Consider the following 26944-nt stretch of genomic DNA (forward strand, 5'->3'; position numbering starts at 1 on the left):
AGGGCGGGGCGCTCGCTCAACCGAACGCCCCGACCTCGTGCTGGATCATGCCGCTGATCTCGCGCACGAGGCCGAACAGGCGACGGATCGGCGCGAACAGGGTGCGGTGCTCGGCCTCGTAGGTGCCGACGTCGCGCGGGCCCGCCGGCTCGCCGAAATTGAGGCCGAGCGTCGGGTCGGGGGTAACCGGGAAGATGTCGTCGAGGAGCTTCAGGCAGCTCTCGACGTCGAGGCGCAGGATGCGCTCGAGCAGCGCCTCGCGGGTGATGCCGTTCTGCGGCCGGAAGCCCGGGATGTGCACCGCCAGGAACCAGATCCGGTGGATCAAGGCCAGGCGCAGCGCGTGGAGCAGCGCCAGCCGCGGCGTCATGCCGGGCAGGTCGGGCGCCACCATGTGCAGCATCAGGTGGTCGCGGGTCAGGCGGCCGAACAGGCGGCGCAGGTGCGGCGCCAGGTTGAGCCGGTCGAGGGCCGCCGCGATGGCGACGATCTCCTCGCGCCGCCCGTCCCGGGTGGCGCGGCGCGCCCGCTCCAGCCAGACCGAGGGGTCGAGGGTGTCGATATAGGCGCGCAAGACGTCGAGGTCGCCGACGGCGGTGGCCTCCTGCACCAGCCGGAAGGCGCGGGCGAAGCGCTCGGAGCGCTCGCGCATCTCGACGAACAGGTCCGGGGCGCGGCCCGCCGCCCGGCCGACGCCGTGCAGGGAATTGGCCAGGAAGCCGAGCTGCTGCAGGATCGCGTTGTTGGGGATCGCCCGCATCTGGCGCGGATGGGTGATCGTCACCGGCCCGCCGCCGTCGGATTGCCGCGCCACCGGGCGCGAGCCGGTGCGGTCGATGAGGTTCGGCCCGAAGGTGCCGAGCAGCGCCGCGTAGCCCGGATCGTTGACCAGGGTCTCCATGTCCTGGCGCACGCCGGTGAAGAACTCGGTGGCGAAGTCGGCCTCGGCGTAGATCGGGTCGGGCGCGGGCTGGAGGCGGCTGTAGACGTGCTCGCCGATGCGCGCGACGGTGGCCTCGGCCAGCGCCTTGGTGCCGAACATCAGGTAGCCGTCGCTGCCCTGGAAGCTCGATTCGAGGCTGGTGCGGATCCCCGCCTCCCGGTTGCGCCGCCGCGCGTGGTCGGGGGCGAGGTAGGCGAGGCGGTCGGCCAGGCTCGTCGGGTGGGCGCCCCGTCCGATCGACTCGCCGTGGGTGTCGAAGATCACGAGCTCGATGTCGGTGAGGTCGTGCGCCGCCATCAGCTCGGTGAGGCGGAAGCGCAGGCGCTCGATCCAGAACGTCGCGGCGAGCTGGCCGACGTAGCGGCCCGAGTCCGAGTAGCCGAACTGCACCACCAAGCGCCCGGTGCGCTTGAGATAGGCGCGCCAATGGCTTGAGCGCAGCGCGTCCTCGATCACGTGCACGCCCTGCTCGAGGGCGGAGGCCGTCTCGAAGAGCGGGGTGATCTCGACCTTGTCGCCGATGCCGAAATGCTGCGCGAGCCACAGCGCGGCGAGCAGGGTGTAGCCGGTCTCGGTCTCGGCGATCAGGAAGCGGACCGGATGGGTGCCGTCGACGTGCTTGAGGATCTGCGCGATCGTCATCATCAGCCGGGCGGCCGAGGCCCGCTCGGCGGCGAGCGCCCCGAAATCCACCGGCACCGCCGCGACCGCGTCGAGGAGCGCGTTGATCGAGGCGAGGTGGGAACGGCGCTGGGCCGGGTCGGTGGGATCGCCCTCCTGCTCGAGCGCCCGGCGCACGGCGTTGTGGACCTGGCTGGCATTGAGCCGGAAATGCGGCAGGCCGTTCTGGAGCCCGTGCGCGGCGACCCCCGCCCGCAAGGTGCAGAGCCTGAGCCGCGCCTCGTCGTCGGCCGCGGCTCCGATCGCCCGGTCGAGAAGGGCGAGGAGGGGACCGGCCTCGGTCTGGGCGCGCTCGCGCTCGATGATGAGGGCGAGCGCGAAGCGATGCACCGCCTCGAGCCCCGGCTGCTCGCCGAGCTTCGGGGCCACCGCGAGCTGGCGCAGGACCGCCGCCCGCGCCTCCTCGGCGAGGCGCCGCGCCGGCCCTGCCGCCGGATCGTCGGGGAGCTGGGCCAGCACCCGGTCGAGCTGGGTGCGCTTCGATTCGAGCCGGTAGCGCAGGGTGTCCCACCAGCCGATATCGGTGCGCCCGTCGGTGTCGCAGCCGACCCAGGAGGCGATGACGACGGGCTTCGGGACGAGCTCGCTCCAGCGGTCCGGCCAGCGCTCGCGGGCGGCGCGCAGGAGGGCCTCGTTCAGCCCGTCGAGGGCGGCCCGGCCGTGCTGGACCGCGTCCCGGGCCTGATCGAACTCGTCATTGAGGGTGATCACCGGGTCGGCCCGGGAGGAGAGCGATGCGGCCGCCGCGATCGGGGCGCGGCGCGCCGCCGGGTCGGGTTCGGAGGCGGCGTCGGCGAGGAGGCGCGCCACCGCCTTCGGCATCCCGAAGGTGGGGTGGGCGGTGAAGACCGCGGCGAACCGCGTGCGCTCGACCCGGGTGCGGGCGGTCTCGAAGCCCATCTCGGCGTCGCCGAGGGCCGCCGCCGCCACGGCCTCGGTCGCGGCGGCCGAATCCGCCTCCGCTCCGAGGCCCAGATAGGCCCGCAGCCGCGCCGCCCGCGCCGCGAGGGCCTCGCCGCGCAGGCGCACGAACAGGTCTTCGAGATCCTGCTCGCCGATCTCGTCCCGGTCGAAGCGGCGGCTGATCGCCAGCGCCACCGTCAGGACGGGGTTGCGGAACGGGTCCTGGCTCGCCTGGTGGCGGGCCTCCTCGACCAGCCCGAGCAGCTCCTCCTCGAGATGCGAGGCCGCGCGGTGATCGGCGTGCGGGTCGGAGCCCGGGATGCCGGAGCCTTGATTGCCGGAGACTTGATTGCCGGAGACTTGCAGCCTGTCCATCGGGTCGCTTCGTCCTGTGGCCGGATCACCGTCCGGATCGCGCGGCGCGTGGGCTCGCGCCGGGAGCCGTGACGCAAGGAGCGTTCCGCGCAACGCTCCGCCTTGCCGCAAGGCTCCTTGCGTCATGGCTCCGCTTTACCGCGGCCGCGTCCGGGTGGCGAGCCGCCGCGCCCGCCTGCGGCCCGGGCGACACACCCCGGGCGGGATTCGCGCGGCGCGCCACCGACCGGTGGTTAAGATTTCCTCAACGCGCGATAGTGCCGGCCCCGAAGACGCCGACTCGCGGAGCAGCGCGCATGATGTCGATCGGACACGCCCTGGCGGCGACCACCCTCGCGGGCGGCACCCTGCCGGCCGGGCTGATGGCGGAACGCGCGCAGGCGCAGAGGACGGAGGCCGAGGACGGGGCCGAGGATGCGCCCGAGACGTCCGCTGCGGACGGTGCCCTCTTCACCGCCGTCGAGGCGGGCCTGCGCGAGGCGGGCTACCTGCCGGCCTGACCGGCGGGCCTCGCGCCTGGCGGGCATTCCGGCCGGCTCCGGCGGGCATTCCGGCCCGCGACGGGCCTCGCCCGCCGCAGGGGCGGTCGCTGGGCGACCGGACAGACCGCCGGAAATGCTCTAAGGCTGGCATCACGATGGAGATGATCGTGATTCTGGCTGCCGCGGCAGCTCTGGTGTTCGCCGGCCTGACGTTGCTGTTCGCGCATGGCCGCGGCCGACGCCCGCCCCTGCGCCTCCCGCACGAGCAGGAACTCGAGGACCGGGGCGACGAGTTGTTTCGCGATTTCGACCAGGACCTCGCCGGTGCGCTCGAGCAGGCGGCCCGTCACCCGGAGATGCGCCATCCCGTCCCGGAACGCCTCGAGGCGCCCCGTCACCGGCCGCAGGGCCGGATGACCATCGACCACGATCCGGCGGAGCCCGGCCATCCCGGCTCGGCGCCCCGCGCGCCCACGCATGACGGAGAATCCCGGTGAACCGCGCGGTCCTGCGGGTCGCGGCGACCCGATCGCGCGCCCTGGCGGCCATGCTCTCGGCCGCATTGGCCCAAGGTGCGCTGGCCCAGCAGGCAGCCCCGGCCCGACCGGTCGCGGCCCGAGGGGCTGGCGCCCCGACGGTGCAGCCTCAAGTGGTTCAGCCTCAAGCGGCCCAGCCCCAGGCGGCTCCCGGCGGTGCAGCCCCGGCCTGTCCGACGCCGCAGGCGGCCGCGTTCTCCGGAGCCAAGGGATTCCGTCTCTGGGTCACCCGCCAGGGAACCATGACCGTGACCAACCCGTTGCGCCCGCTCTCGCCCGAATCCGTGCAGGTGCTTCAGGTGGTGATCCGCAACAAGCTCGCGACCGCCTACGGTCCCGACTTGTCGGGCCTGCGCCGCGGCCCCTCGCCGGCGGCCCTGGAAGCGCAGAACGGCGCGTCGATTCAGTGGTCCGGGCGACCGGAGGCGCTGCCCCCGACCTTGCGCATCCTGGCCGACGACGGCGGCGAGGTCCTGGCCGAGCTCGCGTTCGAGTCCTGCGGCGATCCCCCGAAGGTCGCGGAGCCGAAGGCGAAGGCGCCTGCCGCGGCGTCCCGCGCGGCGCCCAAAGGCGCTTCGACCAAAGGCACGTCGACCAAGGGTGCTCCGGCAGGAGACGCCCAGGCGGAGGCCGCGAAGGGGGATGCCGCGAAGCCGGACGCGGCGGCTGCCGCCGATCCCGGCAAGGCGAGCGCCCCGCGCGCCGTCAGGCCCCGGCGGGAGAAGGCCGCGGAGCCGGCCGGCGCAGCGCCTCGGGCGCCAGGCGGCTTCGTGCTGCCGCAGGGTGCGATTCCCTGACGGTCCGGATCGGCTCCCGACCGCGACCCGCCCGGCGGGCGATCACGTCCCCTCTCACGTCCTGACCCCGGAGATACCTTGCGATGTTCGACTCCTGGCTGCGCCTCGGCCTCGACACGGTGCGACTGGGGATGGAGGCGCAGACGGTCGTCGCCCTGCGGCTCGCCAAGCTCTCGCTCGGCGGCACCGCGGCCCAGATCGAGGCGCAGCGCATGGTGACCGAGAAGCTGGAGGCCGCCGCGGAGGCCGCCATGACCCTCGCCGCCGGCGGCACGGCCGAGCGCGTGGTGCGGGACTACCGCCGGAAGGTCCGCGCCAACGCCCAGCGGCTCAGGCGCGGCTGATCCCCGGGCGTTCCGGTCGTCGGATGCGCCGGACGGTCGTGCCGAGCGGCCGCGGCGGGCCCGGCTCAGCCGGGGAGGAACGGCGGCGTCGTGGGGCCCGAGCCGCGATCAGCCGAAGGGCATGGGACACGGAGCGCGACGCACCGGCCCGGCACCGTCACTTGCGGGCGGCCATCATGTCGTGGGTCAGCACCGTCAGCTTGCCGATGAGGCTCGTGATGTCGCCGTGGGTGCACGACCATTGCGTGCCGATCGCCCCGCCGTCGGAGGAGACCGAGACCACCGCGACGGAGCGCAGCTTGCCCTCGCGGGCGAGGCGCAATTGCTCCTGCAGGACCTCGATCATCGAGGCGGTGTTCTCGTCGACGGGCGCCGCGGCCACGGCCTGCGGAAAGGCGATCACGCGGTTGGTTTCGGCGGCGGTTTCGGTCATGGGACTCTACGAACGCTTGAAGGAATCGGGATCGCGAGGGCGGCGCGCCGCTCTCGGGACGGAACTGGGCCGCATCGACCGCGACGGTCCGCCGGCTGCTTCATCGGACGAGGCTCTGGGGCGGTCGAGCCGCCCCGCGAGTTCCGCCAGCGCCGCCGGCAGCGCCTCGGACAGGCAGCCGTCGAAGGCGGCGTGCAGGCCGGGCGCCAGGACGGCGGCGAGGCGGTTCGTGTCACCGGTCGCGGGCAGGATGAGCCGCCGCAAGGCAGCGGGGGCCTTCCCGGCAGCCCGATCGTGCATCGCGTATGACGTCATCGCAGCCTCGCATCGCAGGAGCCGCCCCGGATCCAAAACTGCCCATTCGGGCGCGGATCACAATCCCTGCTCTGCAGTCCAGCTTTCACTTCCAAATCCGATGTTGTGAGACCGCAACACCGGGGCATCGGCCGATGGCCGCTCGTCCATGCCGCCCGTTTCACCGCGTGCCTGCCTCGCGGCGGACGCCCGCCGCGGCGATCCGCAGCCATCGCCGCACCCGGCAAAACAGAAAATTAACAGTAATATTCCGAAATTTAATCTCGCACGCATCAAGCTTAACTTTTGTTATGACAAAAAATAATAAACTATGCTAATGAAGTCGCGGGATTTCATGGCGGGGCGCTTTGGCCGAATTTCTCATTCGCAAGCTTGAGCATTTCACGAGCTTGTCCTCCGAGGACAAGTTGGCGCTCGATCAGGCGGCGCGGCAGCGCACGCGCCGCATCCGGTCGCGGGACGACATCGTCCACGAGGGCGACATGCCCCAGGGCGTGAACCTGATCCTCGACGGATGGGCCTGCCGCTACAAGACCCTCGAGGACGGCCGCCGCCAGATCATCGCCTACCTGCTGCCCGGCGACCTGTGCGACCAGACCGTGTCGGTCCTGCGCGAGATGGACCACTCGATCGGCACCGTGACCGCCGTGACGCTGGCCGAGATCCCCACCGAGACCATGCGCCAGCTCACCGCCGGCCAGGCCCGGCTGTCGCAGGCCCTGGCCTGGGAATCCCTGGTGACGGCGGCGATCCAGCGCGAATGGACGGTGAATATCGGCCAGCGCACCGCCTTCGAGCGTCTCGGTCACCTTCTCTGCGAGCTGTTCGTGCGCCTGCGCGCGGTCGGCCTGACCCAGGGCACCACCTGCGACCTGCCCCTGACCCAGGCCGAGATCGCCGACACGATCGGGCTGTCGGTGGTGCACGTGAACCGCACGCTGCAGGAACTGCGCAGCGTCGGCCTGATCTCCCTGCGCGGCCGCGAACTCACCATCCACCGCCTCGAGGCGCTGCAGCGGGCGGTGCAGTTCAACCCGAACTACCTGCATCTGGGCCGCGAAGGGCGGCATCTCGACTCCAATGAGGCGTGAGGCCGACCGGCTCGAGACGGAGGAGGAGGCGAGCGAGCCCGACTTCCGCCGGCTGGTCGAGAGCATCCCGCACCTCGTCTGGCAATCCAACCCGCGCGGGGACTGGATCTGGGCCAGCCGGCAATGGACCGCCTTCACCGGGCAGGGCCAAGACCGCAGCCGGGGCTACGGCTGGCTCGACGCCGTGCATCCGGAGGATCGCGCGCGCACGCTCCAGGCCTGGCAGGCGGCGTCGCGGCGCGGCCACCTCGCCGTCGAGCACCGCCTGTGCCGGGGCAAGGCGGCGGAGACGGAAGCGGACGCCTATCTGTGGTTCTCCACCCGGGCGATGCCCCGGCGCGGCAGCGACGGCAGGCCGACGACGTGGTTCGGCACCTCGACCGACGTCAACGCCCTGCATCTGCTGCGCGAGGCGCAGGACAGCCTCGTCTGGGAGCTGCAGCGCCAGGGCCGCAACAATCTCGCGGTGATCCGCGGGATCGTGCGCCGGATCGCCGACACCGCGACGACGGCCGAGGACGTCGTGGCCCATGTCGAGGATCGGCTGGCCGCGATGGCGCGCATCCAGGCCGAGGTCTCGCGCGAGCCGCTCTCCGGCGTCGCCCTGGAGATGCTGATCCGGGACGAGCTCTCCGCCCATGCCCTGCCGGAACCGCGCGAGCTCTCCGGCCCGCCGGTGCGGCTGCCGGCGGAGATGGCCGAGAAGCTCGGGCTCGCCCTGCACGAACTGGTGCTCGGCGCCGTGCTCGACGGCCACGACCGGATCGCCGTGACCTGGACCGCGACCCCGACCCACCTCACCCTGGCCTGGTGCGAGCGCGCGGGGCCGGGCGCGACGGGCAACCGCGGCGGGACCCGGCGCGGCGAGACCCTGCGCGGCGAGATGCTGGAGCGGATGCTCGTCTACGACCTGCGCGCCACCGCGACCGTCACCGACTCCCTCCGGGAGCGCCGCATCGTCATCCTGCTGCCCCTGCGGGGCTGACCGGAACCGCGGCTGTTTCACGTGGAAACGGGGTCGAATCGCCCCGATTCAGGGTTCGTCAACCCGAAGCCCGGCCGTTTGGGAGCCGGATCGCGCAACCCAGGGTCGGCCCCGGCGCGGATTGACGCCCGTTGGGACGGGAGGCAACAGACGGGTCGTCCGACCGCGCCGGAACGACCTGCCGCAACCCATCTCCCACTCGCCATGTCCCATTCGTCCGCCGCGCCGTTCACCCCGGCCGGCATCCTCAAGGGCGTCCGGCTCAGCCTGCCGCTCTGGCCGAGCATCGCAGTGTTCGGCGCCGCCTTCGGGGCCGCGGCGGCCCAGCGGGGATTGAGCCTGGCGGAGGCGGTCGGCGCCAGCGCGCTGGTCTATGCCGGCTCGGCCCAGATGGTCACCCTGGAGGTCTGGGGCCAGCCCTGGACGGTGAGCGCGCTGCTCGCCGCGATGACGGTGACGGGCCTCATCAACGCCCGCATGATCCTGATGGGTGCCACGATCCAGCCCTGGATGCGCGGCACGCCGCTCTGGCACACGGCGATCACGCTGTTCGTGCTCGTCGACGCGAGCTGGCTCATCGGCGTGCGCCACCGGTCGGAGGGCGGGCGCGACCTCGGCGTGCTGTTCGGCTCCGGCATCGGCCTGTGGCCGCTCTGGGTCGTCTCGACGGCGGCGGGCCACCTCGCGGGCGCGCTCGTGACCCAGCCCCGGGCCTACGCCCTCGACATGATCCTGCCGGTGTTCTTCGCCGCCATGCTGGCGCCGCTCTGGCGCGGGGTGCGGCCGGCCCTGCCCTGGCTCGCCTCGGGCCTGGTGGCGCTCCTGGTGCAGCGGCTGGTGCCGGGCTACGCCTTCATCGCGGCCGGCGCCGCGGCGGGCCTCGTCACCGGCCTCCTCGTCGACGACGGGGCGCCCCGATGATCGACGCAGCCCTCGCCGGCCCCGCCGGTCCGTGGATCGCCATCCTGGCGCTCGCCCTCGTCACCTATCTGTGCCGGGCCTCCGGCGTGGTGCTGATGAGCCGGGTACGGCTCACCCCGCGGGTCGAGCGGGGCCTGCGCGCCCTGCCGGGCTCGATCGTGGTGGCGACCGCCCTGCCGACCGGCCTCTCGGCCGGCCTGCCGGGACTTCTGGGCCTCGTCACCGCCGCCGGCGTAATGGCCGTCACCCGGTTCGAGCTCGCGGCGGTGCTGGCCGGGCTGGGGGTCGTGGCGGCCGGGCGGGCAGTGGGACTCTGACAGCCTGGCAACGGCTTCGAACGGATCAGCAGGCGCTCATGCCCTCACCGCAGGCGCTGCCGGATCCGGAAGCCCAGCCCGTCGCGCACGTCGCGGTAGGCGTCGAGGCGCTGCTCGCGCGAGCCTTGCGACACCGTCGGGTCCGGGGTCGGCCAGTACTCGACGTCGGCCGCCACCGTGCGGGTGAGCTCCAGGGCGGCGTGGTGGGCCTCCGGCGAGAGCGAGACGATCAGGTCGAAGTTCAGGCCCTCCCACTCCGCCAGCTCCTCCAGGGTGCGGGGGCGGTGGCGCGAGGCGTCGATGCCGATCTCGTCGAGGGCCGAGATCATGAACGGGTCGGTGGGCTCGCCGCCGCGCACGCCGGCGGACTGCACGTAGACCGACCTGCCGAAATAGTGCCGGGCCAGCGCCTCGGCGCAGGCCGAGCGCACGGCGTTGAAGTTGCAGACGAACAGCACCGACTGCACCCGCCTGCCCGGCTTGACCTCCGCTGGCTTGGCCTTCGACGGCTCGTCCCTGGACGGGTCGGCCCCTGCGGGAGCGGCGCTGTCCGGAAGGGGGCTTCCGGACACCGGATCAGCCCTTCCAGTGCAGGGCGAAGATCAGGGTGAACAGCCGGCGGGCGGTGTCGTGGTCGATCTCCACCTTGCCCTCCAGGCGCTGGCGCAGCAGCTCGGAGGCCTCGTTGTGGACGCCGCGCCGGCCCATGTCGATCGCCTCGATCTGGCTCGGCGAGGCGGTCCGGATCGCCTTGAAGTAGCTGTCGCAGATCATCTCGTAGTCGCGGATCACGCCGCGGAACGGCGTCAGCGACAGGAGGTGGGTCATCACCGGCTGGCCGTCGGCGGTGGCGATCGCGAAGGAGAGCTTGTTCTCCACGAGGCCGAGCGCCAGCGCGTAGGGCCCGCCGTCGTGGTTGGCGACGCGGAAGCTGTTCGATTCCAGGATGTCGTAGATCGCGATGGCGCGCTCGTGCTCCTGGTCGGGGTTGCCGCGCCCGATCGAATCCTCGTCGAGCGTCACCGCCGCCAGGCGCTGTCGCGGATCGGGAGCCTCGCTCGCCATCGGGTCACCTCTCGCGGGTTTTCTCTTGCGGGTCGTCGCGGGATTGGGGCTCGCAGCAAAAGGCGAGCGCGGCCCGGCGCGCAAGCCGGACGTTGGGTGATCCGCGTCACAGGTTCAGGCGGATCGCCACCGAGCGGGCGTGCCCGTCGAGCCCCTCGGAGCGGCCGAGGGCCACCGCGGCGGGGCCCAGCGCCCGCAGGGCGTCCGGCGTGCAGGACAGGAGCGATGTCCGCTTCATGAAGTCGAGCACGCCGAGGCCGGAGGAGAACCGGGCCGAGCGGGCGGTCGGCAGGACGTGGTTGGGTCCCCCGACATAATCGCCGATCGCCTCCGGCGTGTGGGCGCCGAGGAAGATCGCCCCGGCATTGCGCACCCGCGCCGCCAGGTCCTCTGCATCCGCCGCTTCGATCTCGAGGTGCTCGGGCGCGAGCCGGTCGACGAGCGGGATCGCGTCGGACAGGCGCCCGACCGTCACGATCGCGCCGTAGTCGCGCCAGCTCGCCGTCGCGATCCCGGCGCGCGGCAGCGTCTTGAGCTGCCCCTCCACCGCCGCGGCGACGGCGTCGGCCAGCGCGCCGCTGTCGGTGACGAGGATCGCCTGGGCGGCCGCGTCGTGCTCGGCCTGGGCCAGCAGGTCGGCCGCGACCCAGTCCGGGTTGGCGGAGGCATCGGCGAGGATCAGCACCTCGGACGGGCCGGCGATCATGTCGATGCCGACCTGGCCGAAGACCCGGCGCTTGGCCGCCGCCACGTAGGCGTTGCCCGGGCCGACGATCTTGGCGACCGGCTGGATGGTGGCCGTGCCGTAGGCGAGCGCCGCCACGGCCTGGGCGCCGCCGACCCGGAACACCTCGTCGACCCCGGCGAGCTTCGCGGCCGCGAGCACCAGCGGGTTGGTGATCCCGTCCGGCGTCGGCACCACCATGGCGATGCGCGGCACGCCCGCGACCTTGGCCGGCACCGCGTTCATCAGGACCGAGGAGGGATAGCTCGCCGTGCCGCCCGGCACGTAGAGGCCGACGGATTCGAGCGCGGTCCAGCGCCAGCCGAGGGTGACGCCCAAGCCGTCGGTCTCGCGGTGGTCCGCCGGCACCTGGGCGCGGTGGTAGGTCTCGATCCGCGCACGCGCGAGGGCGAGGGCCTCGAGGGTCTCGGCCGAGCAGGCGGCTGTCGCGGCCTCGATCTCCTCGGGCGAGACCCGGATGGTCTCAGGGGAGAGGTCGAGCCGGTCGAAGCGCCGCGTGTAGTCGACGAGCGCCGCGTCGCCGCGGGCGACCACGTCCCGGATGATGTCGCGCACCGCCGCGTCGACGTCCTCCGCCACCTCGCGCTTGACCGAGAGCAGCCGGGCGAACTGGGCCTCGAAATCGGGATCGCGAGAATCGAGGCGCTGCATGCGGAATCCGGGCTTCGCGGTGTCGGCGGGGCGTGCCGCCGACTGCCAAAAAATTCAGGCCGCGTCGAGGGGGGCGTGCGCCGGCCGGCTCTCGGCCTGCCAGACGGGGCCGAGATCCTTCATCGCCGCCTCGATGCATTCGAGCTCGAGCCGGATCGCGCCGCCGCCGGCGAAGAACAGCGTCGCGGTGCCGGACGGCGCCTCGCCGGGCTCGAAGGTGATGGCGAGGAGCTCCAGCGGCGCGTCGGGCTCGTCGCGCGGGAGGTTGCGGCAGCGCACGGCGAGCACCCTCTCGAAATGCAGGCCGGTCAGCCGCCGCCGGGGCGGCGCGCCGTCCGGGCATTCCCAGTCGAAGCGCCGCGCCACCAGGGCGAAGCGGCGCTCCCGGGGCAGGTAGGCGAGGTCTCCGGTCCGCAGGACCGCATCCTGAAGGTGGGTCGAGATGACCGCGAGATCGTCGGCGTCGAGGGCAGCGAGCTTCAGGAGCTCCATCTCCGCGTCCTTCACTGTCGGCGTCCCTGTGCTTGGAGCCGGCCGCCGTGGCGCGGCCCGTGCTGTCGGAATGATACTGAGCGTAGGTAGCGATGCCCCCCGCCGGCGACAACCGCTGCCCGGCGGACGACGTGCGGCGGGATCCGTCGCGATCTTGCCTGACCCAGCGGCACCGAACGGCCTCATCCGGCGTTCATGTCGGGACGGATAGCGTGACCGCCAGACAGATCCGACCTCTGAGGAGAGACGCGTGAGAACCCTGACGACCGCCGCCCTGGCCGCCCTGACCCTCGGCCTCGGCGTCGCGCCCGCCTTCGCGCAGTACGGCTACGGCTACGACGACGACCGCCCGCGCCGCCGCTACGAGGAGCGCTACGACTACGACCGGCCGCGCTACCGCGGCGACGATTACGACCGGCCGCGCTACCGCGAGTTCGGCGGCGGCCGCATCGGCCGGATCTGCGTCACCGCCCGCGGCAACTGCCCGACCCGGCCGGCGCCCCTCAACGCGTCCTGCGGCTGCGAGATCCCGGGCTTCGGCTTCAAGCGCGGCGCCATCGGGTATTGACGCGAGCGGGCCCGACGATCCCCGCCGCGGGAGCGATCGTCAGGTCCGCACCGCAGGGACGGCCCTGCCGACCGGGATCCGCGATCATCGCCCGCGGACGATCCGGCCTCGCCTCACAACAGGTCGAACGCCAGTTCGTCGGCCCGGTAGCCGACCACCTCGCAGGTGCGCCGGTCGATCCGGGGCGCCGTGCCGCGCATCACGACGTGGCGGTCGGCCACGACGGTGCCGTCGACCAGGTAGTCGAAGGTGCCGCAGGCGCCGGCGAAGACCGTGGCTCTGCCCGAATAGGTGTTGCCGCGCCGGACGCCGTCGAACAGCAGGCTGCCGCTGCGGGCGCCGGCCTCCGCCAGGCCGGGCCGCGGCCGGTGGTAGTAGAATCGCCGCCTGGCGCCGTCCGCCACCAGCATCATCACCGACTTCTCGTGCTCCCAGTACGAGCCGCCCGTCCCGGCAGCGGGCGGCGCGGGCGCCCGCGGACCGGGATTCAGGCCGGGCGGAGGGCCGTTGGCGACGTGCGGGATGGCGTAGATGTGGATGTGGGTGGTTCCGCCGCCGGGGCCGATCACCGGGACGACCTCCTCGGCCCGTGCCGCGGCGCCGGTCCCCGCCGCGAGCGCGGCCGTGACGAGGAGACCGGCGCGTGTCCTGACCATCCGACGCATCCCGAGTTCCAGTGTCCCGTCGCGGGGATCCGAGGCCGCATTGCCGATGCCGCCGGATCAGAGCCTCCTGGACGCCGGGATACACTGTCCATTCTGCAATCTTGTCACCATGTCACCTTAGAGACTTCCAGCAGCCAATCAATCCTGCCTGCGATCCAGTCTCAGGGAAGGATGACGGGCGAGGAACCAAAAAATATCAGTCCCAGATGTCGGCGTTCAGGATCTCGTGCGCGAGCGCCCGGCTCGGCTCGCGGTGGAGGCCCGGGCCGGAGAGCACGAACTCGACATCGGCGAGGCGCGGCAGGTCGGCCTGCGCCAGCTCCTGGAGCCCGTCAGGGATCAGGCTGCGGGGCTGCGCCATCAGCCCGACGCCGGCGAGCGCCGCGGCGCGCAGGCCGCTGAGGCTGGCGCAGGTGCAGGTGATGCGGAAGGCCCGGCCCTCCTGCGCGAGCGCGGCGAGCGCGATCGCCCGGGTGATGCTGGGGGGCGGAAAGCTCGCGAGCGCCACCGGCTCGCCCCGCTCGGGGAGCGCGGTGGGAAGCCCGACCCAGACCAGTTGGTCGCGCCGCACCAGCATCCCTTGCGTCTCGCCGACATGGCGCTTGCCCAGCACGAGATCGAGCTCGCCGCGGCCGAGCGCGTCGTTGAGGAAGCCCGTCAGCGCCACGCTGAGTTCCAGGTCGACCGACGGATAGGCCTCGCGAAAGTCCCGCAGCACCTCCGACAGCCGGCTCTGCACGAAGTCCTCGGAGGCGCCGAAGCGCACCTTGCCCCGCACCGGGCCGCCCGCGAGCGCCCGCTCGAGCCGCTCATGCGCGTCGAGCACCGTGCGGGCGAAGCCCAGGACCGTCTCGCCCTCCGGCGTGAGGGCCACCGCGTGGGTGCTGCGGGCGACGAGCCGGCGTCCGAGCTGCGCCTCCAGGCGCTGGACGTGCTGGCTCACCGTCGACTGGCCGAGGCCGAGCTGCTCGGCCGCCCGGCTGAAGCTGCGGCTGCGCACCACGGCCGCGAGGGTGCGCAGCAGCACGGGGTCGATCAGGCGGGTCACTTCGGCTCTCCGCATCCTGCATGAGCGGAGCGGACGTTATCGCGAAACACGATAACTGTAATCTCAGGCCCCCGCGTACCCAAGCCGGCCTGCGGCGATTAGGTACGGGCGACGCCCCTCCCGACCCGCGATCCGGCCCGCCATGCTCTCCCGCTTCCGTCCCGACACCTTCACCCTGCTGATCGTCTGCGCCCTGGTGCTCGGCAGCCTGCTGCCGGTGCAGGACCGGGCGGCCGAATGGCTCAGCGTGTTCGCCAACGGCATGATCGCGCTCCTGTTCTTCCTGCACGGCGCCCGCATCGACCGCCGCACGGCTCTGGCCGGCATGGTGCACTGGCGCCTGCACCTCGTGGTGTTCGCCTCGACCTTCGTCCTGTTTCCGCTGCTGGGCCTCGCCGCCGGCCTGCTCAGCCCGACCCTGCTGACCCCGGCGCTCGCCGCCGGCGTCCTGTTCCTGTGCGTGCTGCCCTCGACGGTGCAATCCTCGATCGCCTTCACGTCGGTGGCGGGCGGCAACGTGCCGGCGGCGATCTGCGCGGCCTCGGCCTCGAACATCATCGGCATGATCGTCACCCCGCTCCTCGTCGCGGTGCTGCTCAACACGCAAGGCAGCCACCACGGCTTCGACTGGGCGGCGGTCGGCAAGATCCTGGCGCAGCTGCTGCTGCCCTTCGCCGTCGGCCAGTTCCTGCAGCCGCGCCTCGGCCCCTGGCTCAACCGGCACAAGCCGCTGACCATGGTGGTCGACCGCGGCTCGATCCTCCTCGTCGTCTACCTCGCCTTCAGCCACGCGGTGGTGAGCGGCCTGTGGAGCCGCACGCCGCTGCCGGCGCTCGCCACCATGCTGGTCGTCGATCTGGTGCTGCTCGCCGCGGTGCTGGCGATCACCACCGCGGCGAGCCGCCTCCTCGGCTTCTCGAAGGAGGACGAGATCACCATCGTGTTCTGCGGCTCGAAGAAGAGCCTGGCCTCCGGCGTGCCGATGGCCAACGTGATCTTCGCCGGCCAGGACGTCGGCGGCATCGTGCTGCCGCTGATGCTCTTCCACCAGGTCCAGCTGATGGCCTGCGCCGCGCTCGCCCGCCGCTACGCCGCCCGTCCGCGGCCGGTGACGGCCGCCGAGGCGGGCCCGGCCCGGGCCGAGGTCCCGCCGGCCGTCGCCAAGCTCGCGGCGCGCTGAGGACAAGCTCGCGGCGCGCTGAGGACCGGAAGCCGCGGGTCGTCTTTGCGCCTGCGCGTTGACGAAGGATTCACGTCGTCGCGCCATTCTCATGGGGAGCCAAGTTGCGTACCGGCTCTGTTCGAGTATACGGCCCCGCCGCGCCTCCGTCGCGACGGGGCCGCGCCTTTTCGGCGCTGACCCGGTCGGGCTGACCCCCAGGGTGACGCAGAGGGTGTCACGTCCGTCCACTCGGCCGGACCGGATGGTGACGCTTCGCTAACCTTATCGCTTCAGCCGGCGCATACCATCCCGCCGCTAGTCTCCCGGGTGCCGTCACCCGAGGAGGCGCCCGATGAGCACGTTCGTCCTGCCGCGCCGCGACCTCGCCGGCGTGCCGCTGCTGCGGGCCCTGCACGGCTTCGGCCTCGTCCTGATGACGGCGTTCATCTTCTTCGCCTGCTTCGCCTTCTCGGAGACCTCGCCCTACGACGTGGTGGCGATCCCGACCATCGTGCTCTGGGTCCTGCTCGGCGTGCGGCTCCACCGGGGCGCGGTGCCCCTGGTGGCGGTGCTGCTCGTCTATGTCGGCGCCACGGTCGTCGCGCTGATGCCCTACCTCGACGAGGACCTGCCGGCGGCCTGGACGGTGCAGCTCTGCTATCTCGCCGTCACCGGCATCTTCTTCACGATGTTCTTCTCCGACGCATGCGAGCGGCGCGTCGAACTGGCCCTCAAGGTCTACACCGCCAGCACGCTGTTCTGCGCGGTCCTCGGCATCGGCGGCTATCTCGGGCTGATCGGCGACGAGGACCTGTTCAGCAAGTACGGCCGGGCGTCGGGCACGTTCCAGGACCCGAACGTGTTCGGCTCGTTCCTGACCCTCGGCGCGTTCTACCTGCTGCACAACCTGCTCACCGGCCGCGCCCGCCACCCGCTCCTGTCGGGTCTCGGGCTCGGGATCCTGCTCGCCGGCGTGTTCCTGTCGTTCTCCCGCGGCTCCTGGGGCGGCACCGTGCTGATGGGCGCCCTGATGGTCGCGATGCTCTACCGCACCAGCGCCCCGTCCCTGCGTCGGCGGATCGTGCTGCTCGCCGGGCTGACGGCGGGGTTCGGGGCTCTCGCCCTGGTGGGCCTGCTCTCCGTCGGCACCGTCGGCGAGACCTTTGCCAAGCGCGCCGCGGTCACGCAGGATTACGACGAGGGCGAGACCGGCCGCTTCGGCAACCAGCTGCGCGGCATCGGCATGCTGATCGAGGACCCGCTCGGGATGGGCCCCCTGCGCTGGCGCCGCACCTTCAACCTCGAGCCGCACAATTCCTTTATCGGCGCCTTCTCCAACGGCGGCTGGATCGCCGGTGTCGCCTTCGTGTTCCTGGTGCTGATGACCACCCGGGTGGGCTTCCGGCTGATGAGCCAGGACACGCCCTACCGGCGCCACGCCCAGATCGTGGTGCCGGCGCTCCTGATGTTCTTCCTCCAGGCGATGCAGATCGACATGGAGAAGTGGCGCCACGTCTACATGATGCTCGGCATCGTCTGGGGTCTGGAGGCGGCGCGGGTGCGCTGGCTGGCCTCGGGCGAGGCGTGAGGCGACACCGCCGCCAGCGTCCAGCCCCGGTCGGTCTCGCGCAGGCGCAGGTCCGTCCGCGGCCCCGGCTCCAGGCCGGCGAGGCGCGCGACCCTGCGGCGCACCGAGCCGTCGCCGCCGACGTATTCGGCGTAGAGGCCCGCAGCAGATGGTCGACCGGGCCCGGCACCGCCTGGCCGCGCGCCTTCTCGTAGCGGCGCAGGGTCTGCTCCGGCGTTCCGATGAGGCCGGCGAGCGCCCGCTGGCTCAGCTCCATCTCGACGCGCAGGAAACGCAGTTCGGCGCCCGTCAGCGGCGCTGGCGCGTCGATCAGGCAGCGGCCGATGGCGTCGTGCAGCCCGTGCACGTCCTCGATCGACACGGCGGTGCCGGGGCCCCTCTCCAGCAGATGAAAGCCGTTCTCGAGGTGCACGTTGTCCAGCCCGCTCTCGACGTGGTGGTAGGCCATCGCACGCTCCTTCAGAACACACGGTCACGATCAGCAGCCGGCGCGGCAGGTCGAACTCCGCCTCGGCACGCACCGGCCGCCCCGATGGGGCTGGAGCCCGGGCGGAGATGGGCCTATGTGGGCGCACAAGCCCGACGAACCCCGCGCCGTTGCCCGCCGCCCGGCAGGTCGCGCGCCGACCGATCCTTTCCCTGCGAGACCCGATGCCCAAGCCCGCGAAGGCCGAGAAGGCCGCCACCCTCAAGCCCCGCCTGCCGCGCGGCCTCGTCGACCGCGGGCCGGCCGAGATCGCCGCCACCAACCGGATGCTGGACAAGATCCGCGAGAGCTTCGAGCTCTACGGCTTCGAGGCGGTGGAGACCCCGTTCATCGAGTACACCGAGGCGCTCGGCAAGTTCCTGCCCGACCTCGACCGGCCGAACGAGGGCGTCTTCTCGTTCCAGGACGACGACGAGTCCTGGCTGTCGCTGCGCTACGACCTGACGGCGCCGCTCGCCCGCTACGTCGCCGAGCATTTCGACGCCCTGCCCAAGCCCTATCGCAGCTATCGCGCCGGATACGTCTTCCGCAACGAGAAGCCGGGCCCGGGGCGCTTCCGCCAGTTCATGCAGTTCGACGCCGACATCGTCGGCGCCCCGACCGTCGCGGCGGATGCCGAGATCTGCATGATGGCCGCGGACACCCTGGAGAAGGTCGGCATCGGCCGCGGCGACTACGTGGTGAAGGTCAACAACCGCAAGGTCCTCGACGGCGTGATGGAGGCGATCGGGCTCGGCGGCGACGACCAGGCCGGCCGGCGCCTCACCGTGCTGCGGGCGATCGACAAGCTCGACCGGCTCGGGCCCGACGGCGTGCGCCTGCTGCTGGGCCCCGGCCGCAAGGATGAGAGCGGCGACTTCACCAAGGGCGCCGGCCTCGCCGACGACGCGATCGAGCGCATCCTGCGCTACGTCGCGTTCCAGGCCGCCCCCACCGACGGCGGCGACCGCCTCGCCTTCTGGGAGAGCTTCTTCGGCGGCTGGGGCGAGGTGGTCGGCTCGTCCGAGACCGGGCGCCAGGGCATCGCCGAATTGCACGCCATCATGAAGCTGTGCGAGGCGGCGGGCTACGGCCACGACCGGGTGCGGGCCGATCCATCCGTGGTGCGCGGCCTCGAATACTATACGGGCCCGGTCTTCGAGGCCGAGCTGACCTTCCCGGTGGTGAACGAGGACGGCCAGACCGTGCGCTTCGGCTCGGTGGCAGGCGGCGGGCGCTACGACGGCCTCGTCGGCCGCTTCCGCTCCGAACCGGTGCCGGCGACCGGGTTCTCGGTCGGCGTCTCGCGCCTCTTCTCCGCCCTCCAGGTCGTCGGCAGCCCGATCGTGTCGGGGCAGGCGGCGCCCGGCCCGGTGGTGGTGCTGGTGCTCGATCGCGAGGAGACCGCGGCCTACCAGGCCCTCGTCGCGGCCTTGCGCCAGGCCGGCATCCGCTCGGAGCTCTATCTCGGCGCCTCCGGCATGAAGGCCCAGATGAAGTACGCCGACCGGCGGGGCGCTCCTTGCGTCGTCATCCAGGGCAGCGACGAGCGGGAAAAGGGCGAGGTCCAGATCAAGGACCTGATCGAGGGCGCCAAGGCCGCGGACGCCATCGCCAGCAACGCCGAGTGGAAGGCCGCCCGGCCGGCCCAGTTCTCGGTGCCGGTGGGCGAGATGGTCGCGCGGGTGCGCGAGGTGCTGGGGCGGCATTACGGGGGGTGAGGAATCTCGCCTCTTGATGATTCGTTTTCCGCTCCCGGATGTGCGCATCGCCTCTCCCCGCGGGTGGGGAGAGGCCGGCTGACCCCTTGTCGGGTCAGCAGCGAGGTGGCGCATCGATCCCGCAGGGATCGACCCGAAGGTGAGGGGAGGTGCCGGATGTGGCTCCTCCGGAAACACCCCCTCACCCTCGCGGCGAACCTGCGGTTCGCAGCTTGCTGCATCCCCTGAACAGGGACGCAGCCCTCTCCCCGCCCGCGGGGAGAGGAGAGATCCGCGCCTCATCTGGCTATGTGAATGAGGAGACTCCGCAGAGAGCCGCGCGCCCCACGGTCGCCAAGCCCGCCCGCGGCTGCTACAGGGCCGTCCGAGTGTCACAGGTGTTCAAGACCAATGACGGGTAACGGAGCCGCGGCCCCCCGGCCGGCGGCGGCGCACGAGGCGCTCCTGGCGCTGTTCGAGGACCGGGGCTACGCGCGGGTCGAGCCGCCGGTGCTGCAGCCGGTCGAGCCCTTCCTGGAGCTGTCCGGCGAGGACATCCGCCGCCGCATCTTCATCACCCAGGACGGTGCCGGGGCGGAGCTGTGCCTGCGGCCCGAATACACGATCCCCGTCGGGCGCCATCACCGTGCCGTCGCGGACGGGCAGGCGGCCGATTACAGCTATCTCGGACCCGTCTTCCGCCTGCGGGCGGCCGAGCCCGACGAGTTCCACCAGGCCGGCATCGAGTCGATCGGCCGGACCGACGTGCCGGCGGCGGATGCCGAGATCCTCGACCTCGCCCTCGACGGGCTCGACCGCCTCGGGCGCCGCGACCAGCAGGTGCGCCTCGGCGACATGGGGCTGATCACCGCGCTCCTCGACGCGCTGAACGTCCAGCCCGCGGCCAAGCGGCGGACCCTGCGGGCGGTGGCGGCCGGCCGCTCCCTCGACGAGATCGCCACGCCGGTGCCGGTCGACGCCGCCCATGCGGGCCTGCTCTCCGCCATCCAGGGCCAGGACCCGCAAGGGGTGCGGGCCTTCGTCGAGGACGTGCTCGCCATCGCGGGCATCAGCCGGGTCGGCGGGCGCACCGCCGGCGAGATCGCCGAACGCTTCCTCGCCAAGGCGGCGGCCCATGCCGAGGGCGGGGCCGGGCTCGGGGCCCGCGCCCGCGAGGTGCTCGACGCCTATCTCGCCCTCACGGGCGATCCGGACGCCGCGGCTCTCGCCGCCCGCGATCTCGTCCGCCGGGCCGGCCTCGACGACCCGCGGCTGGAGGCGGCCCTCGCGCTGTTCGAGGAGCGCAACGGCTTCATCGCCGCCCGCGGCCTGCCGCTCGAGCGCTTCGTCTTCACCGGCAGCTTCGCCCGCAACCTCGATTACTATACCGGCTTCATCTTCGAGGTGGCGCAGGACGCGGGCGAGAAGCCGGTGGTCGGCGGCGGGCGCTACGACGGCCTGCTCCAGCACCTCGGCAGTGCCGAGCCCCTGCCGGCGGTCGGCTGCTCCTTCTGGCTCGAACGCTTAGGGAGCGGGCGCTGATGACCGACACGATCACCGACGGCCCGCTGGTCCTGGCGGTGCCCTCGAAGGGCCGCCTGCAGGAGAACGCCGCCGCCTTCTTCGGCCGCGCCGGGCTGACCCTGGCCCAGACCAGCGGCGCCCGCGACTATCGCGGCCGCCTGAAAGGCGTCGAGGGCGTCGAGGTGCGCTTCCTCTCGGCCTCCGAGATCGCCGGCCAGCTCGCGAGCGGCGCGGCCCATCTCGGCATCACCGGCGAGGACCTGATCCGCGAGACCCTGCCGGACGCCGCCGGCCAGGTCGAGCTGCTGACGCCCCTCGGCTTCGGCCAGGCCACCGTGGTGGTGGCGGTGCCCCAGGCCTGGATCGACGTGCGCTCGATGAGCGACCTCGACGAGGTGGCGAGCGACATGCGGGTGCGCCACGGCAAGCGCCTGCGCATCGCCACCAAGTACGTCAACCTGACCCGCCGCTTCTTCTACGAGCACGGCGTCGCCGATTACCGCATCGTCGAGAGCCTGGGCGCGACGGAAGGGGCGCCGGCCTCGGGCAGCGCCGAGATCATCGTCGACATCACCACGACGGGTGCCACGCTCGCGGCGAACGCCCTCAAGATCCTCGACGACGGGGTGATCCTGCGCTCGGAGGCGAACCTCGTCGCGTCGCTGGCGGCCTCCTGGGGCGAGACGCCGCGGCGCGCCGTGCAGGCGGTGCTCGGCCGCATCAGCGCCGAGGAGCGCGCCCGCACCACCCGCGAGGTCCGGGCCGGGATGCCGGCTTCCGGCGAGATCGACCTCGCGGGCCTCGCCGCCCTGCACGAGGCCGAACTGCCCTACGGCGCGCCGGAGGGGCGGGGCGAGATCGTGCTGCGCTGCCCCGCCGACGCGGTGTTCGGCCTCGCCGACGCCCTGGTGCAGGCCGGCGCCCAGGCGGTGAGCGTACGGCGGATCGACTACGCCTTCGCGGCGGAGAACCCGCTGGTCGAGCGGCTGCTCGGGCGGCTGTGAGGGCGGGGGCTCACGCCCCCGGCACCCTGGCCGCCCTGGCCGGCTATCTCGTCAGCCGGAGCTTGCCGATGCTCGCGGCGATCTGGTTGAAGGCCGCGATGAGGCTGCCGGAATCGTTGGCCTGGAAGTACTGGCTCGGCGACGAGGCGCAGGCCTTGAGCAGGTTGATGCCCTGCTGGTCGATCGGGTCCGACGAGACGCTGAACCCGATCGTGTAGATCGTGACGTTGGCCGGATTCGCCTTGGCGTTCTGGCAGCCTTGCCGCGTCAGCTCGTCGAGGGCGTTGCGCGCCTGCGTGCCGTTCGCCACGTTCTGGTAGCTCGACGGGAAGTGGATGTCCGGATGGCTGCCGTCGGCGTTGATGAAGTACCGGTTCGAGGAGAAGATCGACCGATTGTAGGACGAGCCATTGTCCAACCAGGTGTTCTCACCGTCGGTCATCAGCACGATGATCTTGCCGACCGTATTGTTGGTGTAGGCGGTCCCGTCCGCGAAGACGCTCTTCGGGGAGATCGTGCGCCATCCCCACATCAGCCCCTCATGGATGTTGGTGATGCCGGCCGCCACCATGTTGTCGATCAGCGTGGCGAGCACCGTGTTGTCCCGCGTCAGGCGCTGGAGCGGCTGGGTCGTGCAGCCGAAATTGGGTCCGTTCCTGCCCAGTTCCGCGATGACGGCGCCGCTTTTGGGATTGCGCACGGCGTTGTACTTGCAGGCGCGCGCCTCGGCGGTCGCGAAGGCGGTGGTGGAGTCCAGCTTCGGACAGGAGCCGTCCGTCGTTCCGTCGTCGTCATCGATGTAGCTGTTGATGCTGTAGCTGCCGTTCCAGTACGCATTGCCGACCACGCCGGGACCGCCCTCATCCGGCGCAAGATACGGCATGTACAGCGAGGGATTGCCGGTCGTCGCCATGTCGGTGACGTTCTGCGGGTAGGGCAGCGACTCGAAGCAGCCGGCCCATTTCCAGCTCGGCACGGCGGCCTGGAGCTTCGCGAAGACGTCGAACCGGCTGGTGAACCCGGCCGCCGCCATTCCGGAAAAATTGCCCCACTGATGGGGAGACTTTCCCTGCGTATCGACCCAATCCGCGTAACGGTACGTGTTCGGATCGACCGCCACCGAGGCCGAGAACGGGACGATCGCGATCTTCGTGCCGGCCGAGAAGTTCGGGTTGGTGAGCACGTAGCTGACGAACTTCTTGGCGGCACTCTTGAGGGCGGCGAGCTTGGTGACGCCGTCGTTGCCGGCGCTGTTCATCGAGCCGGTGTTGTCGAGGACGAGCGCGATCTCGAACGCCTTCGGGACCGGCGTGGCGCACTGCGCCTGCGCACCGGGGTTGAGCGAGCGCGTGCCGGTGATCGCGCCGAAGAACGCCGTGGAGACCTTGTGGGTCTTCAGCAGGATCTGGCGCGGGTTGCCGCCGATCGTCAGGGGATCGACCACGAGGCCGGCGGCGCCCATCTGGCCGGTCATGGCCGACACCGCGAGCGCGTTGAGCTCGGCGGTCGTCGCGGTCAGAGGCGTCTGGCACAGGAGGAGCGCGGTCGCGTCGGTCGCCGCCTGCAGCTTGGTCTCGAGCCGCGTCGCCAGGCCGTAATCGAGGGCCGCGCCGGACATCATCAGCATCGGCAGGACCAGGAAGGCGAACAGGATCGTGACGTTGCCGCCGCGATGACCCTGAAGCCGGGCGAAGGCGCGCGGGCGCCGCTGCGGGGCCGGGGCGTCAGGGCGTCGAGCCATCGCAGGCCTTCTGGTTCGTGCCGGGCAGGACGACCTCGGTGAAGGTGTTGGTGCCGTAGGTCTGGCCGCCCCGGATCGGCCACGGGACGCTCGCCGACAGCGTGATCTGGTCGCTGACGCCGTTGACGAACTTGACCAGGGTCCCGCCGAGCATCGGCGTGTAGCTGCCGCTGACCTCGACCAGGACGTAGCGCATGCCCTGGGTGCGGTAGCCGTCCGGCACGGTCAGGCCGGTGGCCGGGCCGACCGCCCGGGCGGTGGCGCCCGCGGACGCCGCCGCCGAGCAGACCTGCGGCACGAGGTTGAGCCGGGTCAGGTCGACCCCCATCATGCTCACCGCGATCGTCACGCCCGAGGCGTCGAACGGGCGCATCACCTGCGGGGCGATGGCGAAGATGTCGGTCATCAGCGCGGCGGCGACCGGGTTCTGGGCGTCCCCCTGGGAGGCGAGGTCGGCGACGGTCCGGGCGAGGAGGGTGATCTTGCGCCACGCGTCGGTGGCGCGGGACAGCTCCAGCATGCCGGCGAGCAGCATCAGCAGGACGGGCAGCAGCATGGCGAATTCGAGCGCGGCGGTGCCGCGCCGGTCGCGGAGAAGGGGGGTCAGCACCCTGCGGCCCCCGTCATCTGGTAGGGCTCCGTGCGGAACACGGCGGTCGAGGTCAGCAGGCCGGATCCGCTCTCGGCGCCGCTGGTGAAGCGCCGTGTGTCGAGGCCGAGGAGGTTGAAGAAGGTCGGGAACGGCACCGCCGCCGTGACCATCACGATGGTGCCCGGCTTGGCGCAGGCGTAGTTCGTCCCGAAGCTGGCGGTCCAGGTGCCGGCGCTGGTGTTGACCGGATTCGGCGCGGTGCCCCCCGCGAAACTGCTGACGGTCTTGACGTCGAGCTTCACCCCTTGACAGTTGAACACAGCCGGGATGGCCGCCGTCGCGGGGCCGCACATCGTCGTCTTCAGGAGGCCGAGCAGGGTCGCGGCGTCGCTCTGGCCGGCATTGGCGATCTGGAACTGCCCGGTGAAGATCGTCCGCACGGTGTTCTGCAGCGCGCGGTCGAAATTCTGGGCGGCCCAGATCTGGAAGGCGATCTGCACGATCGCCCCGACGAGGCCCAGGAACGGCATCGCCACGAGCGCGAACTCGACCGCCGCGGTCCCCCGGCAATCGGCGATCGACCTCCTCAGGCGGTGTCCCGGCCGCTCGCCCGCGTTGCAGCCTGTCTCGCGGGCCGCGTGTCGTCGTGCCGGACGGGGTGAACAGCGGACCGAGCAGGACACGACGTGAGCGAGGTTGAGCCGTACGGTTGGGATCATAGCCGCTCTGGGTATCGGCAATGTGCTATGCACCGATGAGTTATTGCTGAAAAGTGAAAAAAATGTAAAATACTTGTCAGCTTCTCCGCATCATGAAACTATCGACTGAATGAAGCAAAAATTTTTGCCGCAGTCGGCAAGCATATAACTTGTAACGTCTGAATCCGAAAACTGACGTAGAAAATTGAGCGATTGACCTAGAACTTCGATTCGAGCCGGGGAGAAGGCTGCACGACAGTGTCACGGCGCGGCGCGCGCGACGCTGACGATTGCTCGCCGCTCGCGATGAGAGGTGGTGACGAAGACGGTGGTTCGGGATCGCAGGTCAGCAGGTTTCGCAGAAGCCGCCGCCCCGAGTGCTATGAAGGACCTGCTTCAGCAGAACCCGCGCGCGTGAGGCGTCGGCGCTGGCGACGGGAATCTGCTCACGCGCGATGCAGGACTGACGGCGTTGTGGAGCGCCGCTCCACGCCAGCTTGCCGCCGCGGGCCTGGGCGATGCCGACATCTGCGGCGTCGCGCAACGAACGCCCGACAGGGATCGGCCGGGTCTCATGGCTTCAGGACGAGGCCGGCCCGCTTCGCCCCGCAACGGGCGCTGGACTAGGGCGGCGCGCTACTCCGCGGCTTCCACGAACACCGTTCCGGCCCGCGGCAGGTCGAGGGCGTCCCACACCTCCACCAGCGCCGCGGTCAGGGCCGCGATATGGGCCTCGCCGTGGAACGGGGAGGGGGTGATGCGCAGGCGCTCGGTGCCGCGCGGGACAGTGGGGTAGTTGATCGGCTGGATGTAGATGGCGTGGCGCTCCAGCAGCCGGTCGGCCGCCGCCTTGCACTGTTCCGCGTCGCCGACCATCACCGGCACGATGTGGGTGTCGGTCGCCAGCACCGGCAGGCCGGCCTCGACGAGCGCCGCCTTGGTGCGGGCGGCCTGGCGCTGGTGCGCCTCGCGCTCGGCTCCCGAGTGCTTGAGGTGGCGGATCGACGCGATGGCGGCGGCCGCGATCGCCGGCGGCAGCGCCGTGGTGAAGATGAAGCCGGGGGCGTGGCTGCGCACCGCGTCGCAGAGTGCCGCCGAGCCGGTGATGTAGCCGCCGACGCAGCCGAACCCCTTGGCCAGCGTGCCCTCGATCACGTCGACCCGGTGCATCACGCCGTCGCGCTCGGCGATGCCGGCGCCGCGCGGCCCGTAGAGGCCCACCGCGTGGACCTCGTCGAGGTAGGTCATGGCGCCATGGGCTTGAGCCAGGTCGCAGATCGCGCCGATCGGCGCCACGTCGCCGTCCATCGAATAGACGCTCTCGAAGGCGATCAGCTTCGGCCGGTCGCCGGCCGCGATCAGCAACTCCTCGAGATGCGCGAGGTCGTTGTGGCGAAACACCTTCTTCTCGCAGCCCGACTGGCGCACGCCCTCGATCATCGAGTTGTGGTTGAAGGCGTCCGACAGGATCAGGCAGTCCGGGATCAGCTTCGCGATCGTCGAGATGCCGGCCTGGTTCGAGACGTAGCCGGAGGTGAAGACGAGGCCCGCCTCCTTGCCGTGCAGGTCGGCGAGCTCGCGCTCGAGGTCGACCAGCGGCGAGTTGTTGCCGGCGATATTGCGGGTACCGCCGGCGCCGACGCCGCAGCGCCGCGCGGTCTCGGTCAGCGCCGCCACCACGTCGGGGTGCTGGCCCATGCCGAGATAGTCGTTCGAGCACCACACCGTGATCTCGCGAGTGGAGGCGTCGGGGCGCCGCCACAGGGCGGTGGGGAAGCGGCCGTTGATGCGCTCGATGTCGGCGAAGACGCGGTAGCGGCGCTCGCCGTGCAGGCGCGCGAGGGCGCCGCGGAAGAGGGCCTGGTAGTCGGTCGCGCTCTGACGGGTCTCTTCGCGGATCTCTTGGCGGGTCTCGGGCCGGATCTCGGGCATCATGGTCCTTCGCGGGCTGGTCCGGACGCGGGGAGGGTCCGGGGCGGGACCGGGCCAGGCCCCCGGGACGGAGCCGGTCCGCGCGGCGGTTGGCCGAATCGCCGGTCCACCGCTGGTCGCGCCTTGATCTCGCTCAAATGCGACGGCTTTGTCTTTGGAAAAAGTCGAGGGCGAGGGGGT

The 26944-nt window shown here is 71.7% G+C and carries 27 protein-coding genes; 14 read left to right on the plus strand and 13 right to left on the minus strand.

From position 1 onward, the window contains the following. Nucleotides 1-16 precede the first annotated feature (16 nt). Complete coding sequence (locus tag EU555_RS20440; protein WP_135417078.1) at nt 17-2902, minus strand: phosphoenolpyruvate carboxylase; 2886 nt, start codon at nt 2900-2902, stop codon at nt 17-19. A gap of 296 nt (nt 2903-3198) precedes the next feature. Between EU555_RS20440 and EU555_RS20445 the strand changes: the two genes are divergently transcribed. The 4 genes from EU555_RS20445 (at nt 3199) to EU555_RS20460 (ending at nt 5061) form a co-directional block, all read left to right on the plus strand. Further along, nucleotides 3199-3402 carry a hypothetical protein gene (locus EU555_RS20445; RefSeq protein ID WP_135417079.1) on the plus strand — a complete coding sequence of 68 codons (204 nt, stop codon included), beginning with the start codon at nt 3199-3201 and terminating at the stop codon, nt 3400-3402. Nucleotides 3403-3551: 149 nt separating this feature from the next. Then, complete coding sequence (locus EU555_RS20450) at nt 3552-3881, plus strand: hypothetical protein (RefSeq protein WP_135417080.1); 330 nt, start codon at nt 3552-3554, stop codon at nt 3879-3881. Beyond that, complete coding sequence (locus EU555_RS20455; RefSeq protein WP_135417081.1) at nt 3878-4717, plus strand: hypothetical protein; 840 nt, start codon at nt 3878-3880, stop codon at nt 4715-4717. The genes EU555_RS20450 and EU555_RS20455 overlap by 4 nt, the downstream gene beginning before the upstream one ends. Before the next feature lie 83 nt (nt 4718-4800). Continuing rightward, nucleotides 4801-5061 (plus strand): hypothetical protein, encoded by a 261-nt coding sequence (locus tag EU555_RS20460; protein WP_135417082.1) that lies wholly within the window; start codon nt 4801-4803, stop codon nt 5059-5061. 157 nt (nt 5062-5218) lie between these two features. Here EU555_RS20460 and EU555_RS20465 read toward each other — a convergent pair whose 3' ends face one another. Further along, nucleotides 5219-5494, minus strand: coding sequence for a hypothetical protein (locus tag EU555_RS20465; protein ID WP_135417083.1), 276 nt, complete (start codon nt 5492-5494; stop codon nt 5219-5221). 6 nt (nt 5495-5500) lie between these two features. Next, nucleotides 5501-5758: a hypothetical protein gene (locus EU555_RS20470; protein WP_135417084.1), complete on the minus strand. Its 258-nt coding sequence runs from the start codon at nt 5756-5758 to the stop codon at nt 5501-5503. A 398-nt stretch (nt 5759-6156) separates the two neighbouring features. Here EU555_RS20470 and EU555_RS20475 point away from each other — a divergent pair, with 398 nt between their 5' ends. From EU555_RS20475 to EU555_RS20490, 4 genes are all read left to right on the plus strand, one after another. Continuing rightward, on the plus strand, nt 6157-6900 hold the full coding sequence (locus EU555_RS20475) for a Crp/Fnr family transcriptional regulator (protein WP_135417085.1): 744 nt from the start codon (nt 6157-6159) through the stop codon (nt 6898-6900). Beyond that, nucleotides 6890-7885 (plus strand): HWE histidine kinase domain-containing protein, encoded by a 996-nt coding sequence (locus tag EU555_RS20480; RefSeq protein WP_135417086.1) that lies wholly within the window; start codon nt 6890-6892, stop codon nt 7883-7885. Before EU555_RS20475 ends, EU555_RS20480 begins: the two co-directional genes overlap by 11 nt. A gap of 204 nt (nt 7886-8089) precedes the next feature. Beyond that, on the plus strand, nt 8090-8806 hold the full coding sequence (locus EU555_RS20485) for an AzlC family ABC transporter permease (protein ID WP_135417087.1): 717 nt from the start codon (nt 8090-8092) through the stop codon (nt 8804-8806). Next, entirely contained in the window at nt 8803-9123 is a 321-nt protein-coding gene (locus EU555_RS20490) for an AzlD family protein (RefSeq protein WP_135417088.1), read from the plus strand. Before EU555_RS20485 ends, EU555_RS20490 begins: the two co-directional genes overlap by 4 nt. A 44-nt stretch (nt 9124-9167) precedes the next feature. Here the strand turns inward: EU555_RS20490 and EU555_RS20495 are convergent, their stop codons facing one another. The 4 genes from EU555_RS20495 to EU555_RS20510 all read right to left on the minus strand — a co-directional run bounded on the left by EU555_RS20495 (nt 9168) and on the right by EU555_RS20510 (nt 12076). Continuing rightward, nucleotides 9168-9590: an arsenate-mycothiol transferase ArsC gene (locus tag EU555_RS20495; RefSeq protein ID WP_135417198.1), complete on the minus strand. Its 423-nt coding sequence runs from the start codon at nt 9588-9590 to the stop codon at nt 9168-9170. Nucleotides 9591-9699: 109 nt separating this feature from the next. Then, nucleotides 9700-10188, minus strand: coding sequence for a UPF0262 family protein (locus EU555_RS20500; RefSeq protein ID WP_135417089.1), 489 nt, complete (start codon nt 10186-10188; stop codon nt 9700-9702). A gap of 106 nt (nt 10189-10294) precedes the next feature. Beyond that, nucleotides 10295-11584: a histidinol dehydrogenase gene (gene hisD / locus EU555_RS20505; protein ID WP_135417090.1), complete on the minus strand. Its 1290-nt coding sequence runs from the start codon at nt 11582-11584 to the stop codon at nt 10295-10297. 54 nt (nt 11585-11638) lie between these two features. After that, nucleotides 11639-12076, minus strand: coding sequence for a DUF2948 family protein (locus EU555_RS20510; protein ID WP_167858622.1), 438 nt, complete (start codon nt 12074-12076; stop codon nt 11639-11641). Between the two features lie 250 nt (nt 12077-12326). Between EU555_RS20510 and EU555_RS20515 the strand changes: the two genes are divergently transcribed. After that, a complete protein-coding gene (locus EU555_RS20515) occupies nt 12327-12644 on the plus strand; it encodes a hypothetical protein (protein ID WP_245524401.1) in 318 nt (105 codons plus the stop codon). 113 nt (nt 12645-12757) lie between these two features. Here the strand turns inward: EU555_RS20515 and EU555_RS20520 are convergent, their stop codons facing one another. Together EU555_RS20520 and EU555_RS20525 are read right to left on the minus strand one after the other, a co-directional pair. Continuing rightward, the gene (locus tag EU555_RS20520) at nt 12758-13300 is read right to left on the minus strand and encodes a hypothetical protein (protein WP_135417092.1); all 543 of its coding nucleotides are present in this window, start codon (nt 13298-13300) and stop codon (nt 12758-12760) included. Between the two features lie 205 nt (nt 13301-13505). Next, entirely contained in the window at nt 13506-14357 is an 852-nt protein-coding gene (locus EU555_RS20525; RefSeq protein WP_135417093.1) for a LysR substrate-binding domain-containing protein, read from the minus strand. A 142-nt stretch (nt 14358-14499) separates the two neighbouring features. On the opposite strand from EU555_RS20525, the gene EU555_RS20530 reads away from it, so the two are divergent. From EU555_RS20530 to hisG, 5 genes are all read left to right on the plus strand, one after another. Continuing rightward, complete coding sequence (locus EU555_RS20530; RefSeq protein WP_135417094.1) at nt 14500-15537, plus strand: bile acid:sodium symporter family protein; 1038 nt, start codon at nt 14500-14502, stop codon at nt 15535-15537. 334 nt (nt 15538-15871) lie between these two features. Further along, a complete protein-coding gene (locus tag EU555_RS20535; protein ID WP_135417095.1) occupies nt 15872-17107 on the plus strand; it encodes an O-antigen ligase family protein in 1236 nt (411 codons plus the stop codon). Nucleotides 17108-17758: 651 nt separating this feature from the next. Further along, nucleotides 17759-19294 (plus strand): histidine--tRNA ligase, encoded by a 1536-nt coding sequence (gene hisS / locus EU555_RS20540; RefSeq protein WP_135417096.1) that lies wholly within the window; start codon nt 17759-17761, stop codon nt 19292-19294. Nucleotides 19295-19684: 390 nt separating this feature from the next. Further along, nucleotides 19685-20815, plus strand: coding sequence for an ATP phosphoribosyltransferase regulatory subunit (locus tag EU555_RS20545; protein ID WP_135417097.1), 1131 nt, complete (start codon nt 19685-19687; stop codon nt 20813-20815). Next, nucleotides 20815-21801: an ATP phosphoribosyltransferase gene (hisG, locus tag EU555_RS20550; RefSeq protein WP_135417098.1), complete on the plus strand. Its 987-nt coding sequence runs from the start codon at nt 20815-20817 to the stop codon at nt 21799-21801. Before EU555_RS20545 ends, hisG begins: the two co-directional genes overlap by 1 nt. 43 nt (nt 21802-21844) lie before the next feature. Here the strand turns inward: hisG and EU555_RS20555 are convergent, their stop codons facing one another. From EU555_RS20555 to hemA, 4 genes are all read right to left on the minus strand, one after another. Then, entirely contained in the window at nt 21845-23542 is a 1698-nt protein-coding gene (locus EU555_RS20555) for a TadE/TadG family type IV pilus assembly protein (protein WP_135417099.1), read from the minus strand. Next, entirely contained in the window at nt 23526-24152 is a 627-nt protein-coding gene (locus EU555_RS20560) for a TadE/TadG family type IV pilus assembly protein (protein ID WP_245524402.1), read from the minus strand. The genes EU555_RS20555 and EU555_RS20560 overlap by 17 nt, the downstream gene beginning before the upstream one ends. After that, nucleotides 24146-24724: a TadE/TadG family type IV pilus assembly protein gene (locus tag EU555_RS20565; protein ID WP_342636489.1), complete on the minus strand. Its 579-nt coding sequence runs from the start codon at nt 24722-24724 to the stop codon at nt 24146-24148. Before EU555_RS20565 ends, EU555_RS20560 begins: the two co-directional genes overlap by 7 nt. 744 nt (nt 24725-25468) lie before the next feature. Next, entirely contained in the window at nt 25469-26764 is a 1296-nt protein-coding gene (hemA, locus tag EU555_RS20570; RefSeq protein ID WP_135417201.1) for a 5-aminolevulinate synthase, read from the minus strand. Between the last annotated feature and the right edge of the window lie 180 nt (nt 26765-26944).

This window comes from Methylobacterium nonmethylotrophicum, from assembly GCF_004745635.1.
Classification (GTDB): Bacteria; Pseudomonadota; Alphaproteobacteria; order Rhizobiales; family Beijerinckiaceae; genus Methylobacterium; species Methylobacterium nonmethylotrophicum.